Genomic DNA, 11427 nt, shown 5'->3' with positions numbered 1-11427 from the left:
TTTAACTTAAAAATATTATATTACTTAAATATCAATATTAAAACCCAATCAACCATGAACGGAAACTTAGATCTTTCCAGCAGTTATCAACATGCGTTGTCTTTACTGTGCATTTATACCGATTTAAGAATGCAAAGCCCATGGAAATCAATTGATAAAAACACCTTTATACATAGCCTGACTGACACGTTAAAAGACCCTGACAGAATAAACCAGGCGAAAACTAATTTATGTGGACCAGCATCAATTTGTAAAATAATCGCCGAAAAAGATCCCGAAAGTTATGTCAGAATGGCTATTTCATTATATGAACATGGAAAAGCGCATAGCTATAATTCATTTCATTTTCCAATTGAAGTAAACGAAGATCTTCTGGATGATGATCCATCAGATGGTCTTTCACCATCGGACTATGTGGTATTATCTTCTTTACGGCATACTTATAACCTGGTTTTTGATTATGATCCGGAGTCGGATACTGGACTTCAGGGGTTTTCTTATCCCAATGATCTGATCGATATTGCAACCAATTTTGCTAATCTCAGTGATAAAACACTTCAATACGGTCATGACATCGAAGGTATTAATAAGGCTATTGGTGACGGGTGCTCAGTAATTGGGTTATTTGATATCGACCAGCTAAAAACCGGAGAGCCAAATCAGAATATTTTACAGCGTAGATTTGGTAATCATTATATCATTATAAACAGACTTTCAAAACGAAACAGCCACGTAGAAGTAAATTACTGGAACTGGGGGATACCAGTGATGACCAATCCACAATCAATACCAGCGTTAAAAATTACGATAAGGCAATTAGAAATTATTTAATAATTGGAAACGGCAGATAATTATCTCCAGGTAACATGAATTGGTTTATTCATCCACGGAAACCTTATAACCTTAAATGACCACGGGATTTTATCGATCAGCACATCGAACCCTTTTTCCTCTACACGAAGGTCCCAGAATTTATCATTTTCGATGAGCTTTCCATCTCTTAATAAAAAGGAACCCCTGAGGTTATCAGGAGATGACTTTTTCAGAGCAGTCCAGTTATTGATTACACCATTTAATAAGCCTTCTGAGGTTTCCTTCTCTTCGTCCGTCAGAATAATTTTCTCTTTCAGTGGATAAGAAAATGGAATTCCAGCAATCAGCTTATTTAAGGTCATCATATACTCCTTTCCGTCGTCTAATCCGGTAGCTAAAAAATGCATTAAATGGCAGGCCTTTTCTCGCGTGAAATCACCTTTAAATTCCTTTTTGTTTTTTAATAGTCCTGTCAGGTCAAAAAACCTGGTTAAATATGGTGAAAGCAATACAAGACCGGCATTTTTTATAAATATTGGATCTGTTTGAAGACCTTCTTCTTCGTGCAAAGGCACCTCAGCCCTATCTTTTAATTCGTCATCCTTTTTACCAGTTTTCTCTATCAAATCAGAATTTTCAGAGACCTGACCAAAAAACTTACTCAGAGGTAAGTTCAATTGAGTGATAATATTTTTCAATTCATTATCAGAAAGTTGATTCGCAATAAAATTATAATCTGATACCGTAATTGTAGTGAAATATTCTTTAGCCTCTTCAGGTTGATATTCAGCAAAAAACTTGATAAACTCTTTGAAATTGAGAGTTATAACAGCGGGTTTTTCACCTGCCCTCGTCCATGCTTTCAGCATAATCCTGATGACATCAGGCTGTTTTTTTAGTTTATCGAAAAATACTTCTTTTTCTTTTGTAGAATAACTTGCTTCTGGCACAGACAATAGTGCCCTTGCAATAAATACCACCTTAGGAGGAAGGGTCTTGGCCATTCGTAGCATTACCTCTTTCTTATATTCATCTTCCAGGTAAACTTCAATCCGTTGAAATGCTATAATAGTTTCCTGTTTATTGAAAGATCGAAATACCTCAGCGAGATCCATTATATATTCCCGGAACAACTGAATAATGAGATTTTCTACATCTGCCTTACTTGAAACTGGAGGAAGGTTTCCAATTTTGTCAGACTCATTCAATACACCGAGTAAAAAAAACTTCCTTATTACTGATTTGAGATCATTATCACCTGAGAGAAAACTCTCTTCTTTGAGGATCTCATTTTTAATATTTATTAATTCCCCATATAAAATTCCTGTTCCTGCCTTCTTTTCTACCTTCTCTAAAAGCTCAAATAAAATATACTTTCTGAGGGGCTGGTCTTTTTTAGCAAGGAGCTCCAGAAAATCATTGATAATTTTCTGAATGCTAATATTTGATCCGGAATTAATCTTTGTAAAGAGGGCAATTACTATCGACTCTTTTAAAAAGAAGACTAATTTTTCGTGATCTAGATGAGGAACATTGACCTCAGAGATTAAGTTAAACAAACCCCCTAATTCAATACTCAAAGACGAATCCTCTTTATCAATAAACCTTTTGAGTTCTATGAGACTAATTTTTCTTATAAATTCATTCTTCAAAGAAATACTTTTTGATATTTCTTTAAGTTTTTCGAAAGAATAAACGCTACCTGAAACTATTAACTCTCCCTTTGAAGATCCCGATCCCCTTTTGGCTACATCATCGAGGATAGATATGATCTGCACTTCGTAATCGAAAAATTTTTTCCTTTTTACTGTTTTTAATCTGATAATTTGCTGTGCTAAATCACTAGTGGATGAAAAAAGGTCCGGCCTTTCCTTATGAATTTGTGAAAGTAATTGTTCGATAATCTGCCATAAAACTTTTTCATCAGGTATAGATGATTCTAAAGAAATAACAACAAACCCTGATAAGCGGTTAAGCAATTCCTTATTAATCAGTGGTAGTATATTTTGGATAAATTCGACAAAATCAATCCATGATTTTTTATAAATCCCTGCTTTATGATTATTTGAAATGGAGAATGAAAACTCTATCCATTCATTAAAACCAGGGAAAATTCTATATAATCGATGACTTGCAGCCTCATTATTTAATTTTTTATTTACAATTTTCCTTATTGAGTCAACATCATTAATGACTAATTCTTTAATTAACATAAAAAATGATTCTCCATTACTTAGAAAGGAACTGGAAAACCAAGGCAGGTTTCCGGTATCTAAATAATTTTCCAGGAGATCAGGAATCAGGCTTTCTTCATAATTTTGATCGATCGTGATATTTTCTGAAAACTTATGCTCATCAATTAGCCTTCTGAGATGTAATCTTAGAGCATCTTTGAGTTTAGATTTAAATTCGGATTCAAAATTATATTGATTTATATCTCCCAGATCGAGCTCAAGTTTTTTTATACTAATTCTATGTCCAGGTGGACAGAATTCATCAAATATCTCTTCAAGTAATCGATTTAAGTCTTCCTGAATGATGTCATTCAGTGAATTATGTATATCATGGGAATTTTCAGATGTATCTGAAGATATTTCAAATACACTAGTCCTCAGCACATGTCCATCTTCCATAAAAAATATACTTTACTTTTCTCCTAATAAAATCAGGATCAGCTCTTTTGAATATTCGTCCAACACTTGTTTATCATCTTCCTTAAGACCATCGATCCACTTTTTATATAGTTTTTCGAATTTCTTCATTTGACTAATACTAAACCAAAATATCCTGGTATCGATATTAGCTGGCTGATTTGTCCTTACTGTCTCCTCTACTACAGATCTGAATTCCGGATCGTTAAATCGTGCTGTCCAGGCTGGAAAGATCATGGATATCCTGTATTCAAAAAAATCCTCTGGGATCAACGGTCCGTTTTCATCATTCTGAATAAAGAAGTCAATTTTCTCCTCAAATGGAACGATATCATCTTCATCAGACATAAAACGATAAAGTTTTTCCTTCAGCTCATGAGTATGTTCTACGGAAATATCCGGATTAACGCTGACAAAACTTATGTTCTGATCAGATACATTAAATTGTATTTCAAAATCTTTCGTACTGGTTGTTTCTACCGAATAATACTCTTCGCCGGTTATAAATGGTTTTAATTTTTTAACCATTGCAAGTCTTTCTGAGAAAGTAAAACATTGCTTACTTCTCAGTAGTCTGTTCCCATTTTCATCGAGAATATAAATACCAAATTTGCGGTCGTTCACATCCGGTCTGAGCAAGATATGTTCAAGAAGGTGAATTCCTTCGCATTTTAGATTTAGTTCCTTGATCAGTTCGATCAAACCAACAACAACACTTGAAGCTTCTTCTTCACTTTCGAAAGACCCTAGTGCAATCGGTGATGAACTACCGGGAGTAGAAAATGCAGCAATAAATCTTCCTTCCTTATGATTATCAGGCCCAACCTGGTAATTTTCCAAAATAAGGCCCTCTTTCAAAAATTCTTCATCAATTTTTCCTTCAGAAAAAATGCTTAATGAGTTAAATATCTTTTCATCAACTTCATTTTCTCCCAGTTCCTCAAGATCGATATAATCGAAATTTTCCTCGAAGTATTTTTTATCAATTGCCCCTTTAGGTTTTCCTGGTTTTTTGACTTTTTCTGTAATCGCTAATTTTTGCTCTTTAAAATGATCAATCAGGGAAATATTATCTGATATTTTACTATCATTGATCGAATAGAAATTTAATCCCAGCAATACACTTAGCTTAACTTCTAAACCGGCAACATTCCCTTCATTGCTGAATTCCTGTTGATAATCAACACCTCTGTTTCTGTTTTTATTGATAAAAGGAATAAACTCCAGGAGTCTTGTTTTATTTTTTAACAAGAAATCATCTGTTTCCTCAGGGAAATAGTACTTGAAAGATTGCGTGCCAACTTCGGGAAATGACTCTCCATGAAGTGCCAGTAAATAGTCCAGAAATCTTCCTCTACGATCAACATAATCATCTGTAACTTCAGTAAGACTTTTTAATCCCTCCATATAATTAGACGGAATAACCTGTTGTCTAAAGCTTATCGGATCAATTCCTTCATTGGCAGTTCTGTAAAGCTTTTCTGCATAAGGGACTTCATCAAGTGTTTTATAGAAATAGGTGCGCTTTTCAGTGTTTTTAAAAGAAAGTAATTCTCCTACTCCTGATAATTGAGCCAGGTAGTTCACCAAAATTTGCTCAAAAAGCATCAAATACCCTTTTAATTGCAGAACTTGTGCCTTTCTCTCCGGTGTGGCTGAAGAAGAAATACCGTCAATTCCCAATCCATAAACCTGCGGAAAATGATTTTGAATTGAAAAATAAGAACTGGTATCAACCTTTTTTCCTTCCGGTACCTCGATTGTTTCCTCACTAAGGCGGTAAACACGCTTATTTGCTGAACGGAGTTCGTTTAAATATCGTGCGACTTTTTGTGTTTCGATATGGGTATAACTTACCCTTCCTTTAGTCAGTTCGATTGGAAGCTCCTCCTCGAATGCTTCGAGATTTGTTTCCAGCCTTGGCAGCATTCCAAAAGGAATATCAACCTGGTTATAATGAAATTGACCATCGGCTTCAACAAATAAATTTTTAACACTGCTCACTCCTTCAACCTGCATAATGACCTTCATCAATTCAGAAATCATTATCTTATCTGTCTTAGGAGGTAATTCATCCGTTTTAATGAATCCGTGTTTCAGAAGAGGTCCCTCAAATATATCATTCAGCGTATATCCTTCTTCGATCAGTTCCTGTAAAGAATAGAATTTCATCTGGGGACAAAGGTATTCATCCACTCTGTACAGTAATTCGCCCATTACTTTTTCTGCACTTACTGTCCCGCTGAGCTCTATTTCAGCATGAAGTACCACCGGCAGATGTTCAAGAATGTGGATCTCTTCGATATCTTCACAAAGATTTCTATTGTTAAGAAAAACTTTTCTTGCCTTATCCAGCACATTAGATCTGGCAGATTTTGAAGTGATGTTTTCATCGATATCAAGAAGAATACTGTAAAGGCCATTCAGTGAGTTCTTATTTCTATCAATCGGTTGTAACCAAACATTTTTTATTTCAAAAACGGAGTCAAAAAGCAACCTCCTGTAATCATTAATAGTCAATGCATTACAAGGTAAAACCTGGTCAGGCCTGAAAAAGGAATGTTCATTTTCTCCTTCCCGAAATAACAGATCCTCAATATTAAAATCCGTTCGGTAAGCGAGCTCTGTAATTGCAAAACACAACTGTTCCAGAATGGTGACACCCGGATCATGAGAATTGAAGTCAGTCCAGTATTCACCTGCCAATTGCTGAATTAACTTTATCCCCTCAGCCCTTAAAGAGTCATAATCAAATTGCTTTCCCTTTTTATGCTTCTTCTCTATAAATGTTGGTTGAATCATTGAAAAAAGTTCCCCTGTTAATTATTGTTCAAATGATCAAATGACGAATTATTAATATTAGAATTGTCAGCTAATTGATGGTTAGCCTGTTCATTCAATTTACCGATCAGCTCGTATACTTCTTCGAAAGGTAGTTTACCAAGACCTTTAAAAATCATATTTCCTTCTTCAACTGTCACTTTCAATATTAATTCCTTCTTATTATTTTCCATTACTCATCTTTTAGTCCTAAACTATCATCCATAAAAGTGTCATCCCACATTCCTGCAATGTGATAATTAACATAGAAATCGCCGCCGTAATCACATCTTGTTCGCATTTCAAGCTGGTAATTGTAAGTTGTTCCGGTCCATCTCAACCTGATCATGTTACACCTTACGCCATAATATGCCTGGGTAATTCGGATCTTACTTTTTGACTTACCGAACGTTGATAATGCCAGGGCGTGGATCAGGGCGTATTTACCGGTCTTTTTCTTTCCTGCCCCTGCCACTACTTCAAAAGCATGGCAACCATTGAGTTCTGAAACTACAGGATGCCATTTACCATCTGCAGGAATTTTTCCGGTATGGAGCTTTCCTTTTCTGGATTTCATTCCTACAGTACCATCAACATCAAGTTCTTCCTCCGGATTTTCATTATTGATTCCGACTTTGCCATCGTGTTGAAGAGTCATGATACTATCTCCAAGGCGATTATTGATATTCAGGTTTGAATTACCCCTGTTCACATTAAAACTCCAGGCAGGACTTTTATCTTCGATACTCTTGTAAAAACTGACCAGCTTCTCAGAAGTACCGATCGGTGAAAGCATCAGTCCTTCGTCGGTAGTTTTAGAAATACCATCGTCAACCCTGTTTATTACTGAGTCGATCAGATCATTAAAGTTGTTTTCAGTAGGCAAATTACCTTTTCTGAAAAATCCCCGAAGTGTCTCTCTGTTTTGTAATGGCATATTCGTATAATCAAAAAGTTAAATTCTTTAATCTTCAATAATAAAATCGTGTCCCAGTTCAAGGTAATCGATACCAGCCTGTCTGGAAACTTCTTCAGATTTGTTGATCAACACAGACAATTGATGTTCCGGAGCAGGAACAAGTACAGACCACGGCTTTGTGGCTGTCAGCGATGATTTTTCTGAATTAACTCGTGCAGTATCAATCAATTGGTGATTTCCGTGATAATCACGAGCCACCTGAATCATCGAAAAGCGAGTTATAAATTCGACATATGGCAGTGTTCTTAAAAAGCTCAAAATATCTGAACTGTGAACAGTACCGCCTAGTTCTACGTTCCTGTTTTGTGATTGCAGAGTACCTGTCAAATATCTATTTATCTGCTCATTAAGCTTCTGGATATAATATCCATAGTTGTACCCATCGGAAAACTTAACAGCACAAATTATCTTAATCCGCTCATAATGCGGGTTTCTAACTTCAAGTTTGATAAATGGAGAGATCAGGTGGTTCAACCTATCTTTAATATCATAGAGTAATTCACTACTTGCCATCGGCTCACTTTTATTGACAGCATTATCAGCGCCTGGAGTTACGATCATCAGAATATTTCCGGGAGCGTGAACCTTTTCGCTAGACATATTTGGCAGGCATGTAGCCCGGTAAACTTCAGGGAATTCATCCAAAACCAGGCGTTCGTAATCCCAGATTGTAATTGCCCGTTGTTTATGCCTCAGCCTCTCACCTACTCCTGTATAAAAAGAATTGTCATCTTCCTCCGACTTTCCTCCAAAAGAAGGCAAAGGCTGTGTAATTCGCTGGATTCCCTCGATATTATTGACTGATCTTTTTACAGTAAATGCCGGTAACGGATTATCCAGGTAATCATCTTCAAGAATTGAATCCGATGATAAACTGGCAGTGATCACCTGCGTTCCTGCAGACAGCAAACTGGAAGCCGCTTCAGCATTTTTTACTGCAGCTGCCCGAATCCAGAAAAGATCTTTATCAAGGGTCGAATTACCGGTAGAAATATCCCCCGGAATCTCTATAGTAATAATACCGGTTCTAAGGAACCTGTTGGTTTCGTCTCTAAGTATTTTCGACGGAGCAAGAGTATACCACTTATCATTTGCGAGGTAACTCCATTCGATCTCCGGCGGATCAATTTCAGATGAAATAGTATATTCATCGATCATCTCCACAAACAAGTTGAGTAGTTGTGGTGCTCTGATACCTGAAAGACCAATTAATAAAGCTCCTTCGTAACCAAATCCCGGTAGCAAAATAGTTGACTGTGCTGCATTATCCGGATATACCAGGTTTTCACCATGTGGATGGAGATAAAAGAGCTGTCCGGCATCATTCTGTTTCTTTGAATCCCGCTTAGATCGATCAATTAATGAAATAGCAGATGAAGCTTCATAATTAAGCGATAATGAACTGATCTGTGGAGTATAGGGTTTCTCAGGTAAATCCTGTTTACTTTTTTCTTTATTCTTCAGTAATCCCGTTCTGGAATTTTCGATCGTTACTTCAGAGAGAATGGCCGGATAAACATCATGTCCGAAACCATTTCGTGGATTCACTAATTCTAATCGAATAAAACCTCGCTGAGTTCCTGCGGAAAGATTTACGTCCTTATTAATCGCAGAATAATTAGGAGCCTGCTTTATCTTGCTAATATCAATTCCTGAAATAACGGTATGCGATTGCAATGGAGCTGCAGGTGAAGGAGCTTTAAAAGCACCCTTATCTTTCGTTCTAAATAACTTAAATTTTTGCTGTTGATCTTTTTCTAATGGTTTCCAGCCACCATTATCAAGAACTGAAAGGGCAAACTCAAATGAGGTGTTATCGATATCAGACTTATATTCTTTATAATGTTCTGAGAAACCACTTTTATGATCCGGAAGGTCGAACCAGTCAATATTGACTTCAAGATTATCAATAGATTTTTGAAAGACCTCGTTAGATCCGATGGTCATATAAGATCCGGCCTTGGGCATTGGACCAAATGGAATAAACGGGGCATTATGATTTAAGCGCCCTATCTGATTGTGAACCTGTAGATTCTTGTACTCAGAAACTTTTACATCAAATTGAATCTGTTCTAAAACCAGTGAACTGATCAATGAAAATGGATAGGTAAAAGTCTGATCATTTAATTCAAATTTGATAACAGGTAGATCAGTATTTAGATTGCCCTCATGAATATCTTTTTTATATCCAACGATGGATGGAGCACTCTTATCTATATCGAAGTTTATCCTTAGCGCTTTCTTTTTTACATTTTGAGTAATAACATACCTGTTTACATTTAACCATCCTTCTGACGAAGTAAGCCTGATATTAAATGCATCAGAAAAGACCTTAACAAACACTTCTTCAACTGAGTTTTCATATTTGATACTAAGGTCTTTTAAATATTCTTCAAGGTGCTCAAAGGATGACTCAGAAAACTGCAAAATGATCTGCATCTCTCTCACTCCTTCAGATAAAAACAAAACCGGAGAAGATATCGCAAAACCAATATTTGCAGTATCCATTGTTCGTTCGTTTTGTCCTTTTCCCTGCTGGGATTCCCCAAATACTGCATAGGGCTTTTTCACCTTTAATTCAGAATATCCGCCTGTAGAATAATGTTCCTCAGGAAAGTCATTTGTTAATACATTATTAACTAAAATTCTCTCCTTACCTTTAACATTTAAATAATTCCGGTCAACAAAGATTGATTTCAGCTGTTTGATTTCAGCTTTATTTACCAATATATTATTATCAGCTATATAAATCTTATCCTTTTTACCCGATTTGAGTTCGGCTAAAAATTTTGTTCCTTCCTGAATATTGACAAACTCAGCTTCATCATTAAGTTTAAACTGAAGATATATCTTATCAAGCTCTGAACCTTCCTTAACCTGACGAAGGATCCTGGTAAAATAAAAATCAAGATGCTTTGTAGTCAGTTCATTTAACCCATCCTGGGCATGTTTAAAAATATTCAGGAAAGATAAAAATAAAGCGATTTCCGGATAGTGGATATCACTTCCCAAAGATTGCCTCAGGTAATCAGGAGTCTTACTTTTTAAATACAATAACGTTTCATAAAAGCTTTGAAAAACTTCCTGTAATTTCTCCGGAGAATCTTTGAAGGTGATTTTATCAGATTTTTGGTCTTTATTTAATTCCCATACTGAACTAAAGTCTCCAAATTCAAAGGTTTTTTCTGCTTTAAGTTCTTTTAATGAGGTGATCGATTTAAGATCGTCCAAAGACTTATTCAGTTTTGAAGAAATGGCATTGTAGATCTCATTTCGAATATTGATCTGTCCCTGAGTAAAGTCCTCAACATTTTTTAATTCATTAAACCACTCATTAAAGTTTAATGCCAGTGAGTAAACTTCTTTTAATGCTCTTAAAAGATATTTAATTTTTCTTGTCTCTTTCTTAAACAATCGGGCTTTAGAAATAGCTTTCTTAAAGCGATCTTCTATTTTTCCCGGTTCACTATCAATGATTGCCGCAAGAATTACCGTTTCATCAGAGAAAAAATAAGACCAATCGCCTTCAACTTCATTTCTGTTGTTAAAGTATTTTATCAGTTTTGATAATCCCTTTGTGTAAACCAGAAGATCTTCAAAAGAACGTTCGTCAATTTTCACGTACTGGTTATTCAGCGCTTTGAAAAAACGACTTTTTTGAGTTGTCCCACTATTCCCCTTTATTGATATTTTACCTGCTTCCATTCGCTGCTATTATCAATACCTATTTAATTTTATCTTTTGATTTCAGATCAGTTCCTTCTATTATGTAATAAGGGTAGACCATATTAGTTCTCACGTTAGTCTTTCTCACCGTATAAACCAGGTTGATATGAACAAGACCGTCTTTTTCGCGATCGGGTATTACTTCTACCTGGTCCAGGTTAATTCGTGGTTCATGATACAAAACAGCCATTTCCACTCTCATCCTTATTGTTTCTATCAGAGAGTTGTTGATGGATTCAAAAGCCACAAACTTCAGATCACATCCATAATCAGGATTCATTATTCGTTCTCCCGGCTTGGTTGAAAGAAGGATCTGTAAGCTTTCCCTGATATCATTATCTTCAGAAACCAGTACTACACTTCCGGACCTCTTTTCAAAAGAAGGGGGAAACTTCCATCCTACACCAAGAAATGATTTTTTATTTTTCATTTTGTTTA

7 protein-coding genes are annotated in these 11427 nt (G+C 35.8%); 1 reads left to right on the top strand and 6 read right to left on the bottom strand.

Features of this window, described 5'->3' with window-relative positions:
- Window positions 1-54: 54 nt before the first annotated feature.
- The gene (locus DCC35_RS07090) at window positions 55-831 is read left to right on the top strand and encodes a hypothetical protein (protein ID WP_137090124.1); all 777 of its coding nucleotides are present in this window, start codon (window positions 55-57) and stop codon (window positions 829-831) included.
- Between the two features lie 20 nt (window positions 832-851).
- Here the strand turns inward: DCC35_RS07090 and DCC35_RS07085 are convergent, their stop codons facing one another.
- The 6 genes from DCC35_RS07085 to DCC35_RS07060 are packed head-to-tail and all read right to left on the bottom strand — an operon-like array spanning window position 852 to window position 11419.
- Window positions 852-3446, bottom strand: a complete 2595-nt coding sequence (locus DCC35_RS07085) for a contractile injection system tape measure protein (protein WP_137090123.1) — start codon at window positions 3444-3446, stop codon at window positions 852-854.
- A gap of 12 nt (window positions 3447-3458) precedes the next feature.
- Window positions 3459-6266 (bottom strand): hypothetical protein, encoded by a 2808-nt coding sequence (locus tag DCC35_RS07080; protein WP_137090122.1) that lies wholly within the window; start codon window positions 6264-6266, stop codon window positions 3459-3461.
- A gap of 17 nt (window positions 6267-6283) precedes the next feature.
- Complete coding sequence (locus tag DCC35_RS07075) at window positions 6284-6478, bottom strand: hypothetical protein (protein WP_137090121.1); 195 nt, start codon at window positions 6476-6478, stop codon at window positions 6284-6286.
- Window positions 6478-7221 carry an adhesin gene (locus tag DCC35_RS07070; protein ID WP_137090120.1) on the bottom strand — a complete coding sequence of 248 codons (744 nt, stop codon included), beginning with the start codon at window positions 7219-7221 and terminating at the stop codon, window positions 6478-6480. The genes DCC35_RS07075 and DCC35_RS07070 overlap by 1 nt, the downstream gene beginning before the upstream one ends.
- Window positions 7222-7248: 27 nt before the next feature.
- Window positions 7249-10968, bottom strand: a complete 3720-nt coding sequence (locus DCC35_RS07065) for a baseplate J/gp47 family protein (protein WP_137090119.1) — start codon at window positions 10966-10968, stop codon at window positions 7249-7251.
- 19 nt (window positions 10969-10987) lie between these two features.
- Window positions 10988-11419: a GPW/gp25 family protein gene (locus tag DCC35_RS07060; protein WP_137090118.1), complete on the bottom strand. Its 432-nt coding sequence runs from the start codon at window positions 11417-11419 to the stop codon at window positions 10988-10990.
- Window positions 11420-11427 lie beyond the last annotated feature (8 nt).

The organism is Mangrovivirga cuniculi (assembly GCF_005166025.1).
GTDB lineage: Bacteria > Bacteroidota > Bacteroidia > Cytophagales > Cyclobacteriaceae > Mangrovivirga > Mangrovivirga cuniculi.
This window is presented reverse-complemented; position numbering and strand designations above follow the sequence as displayed.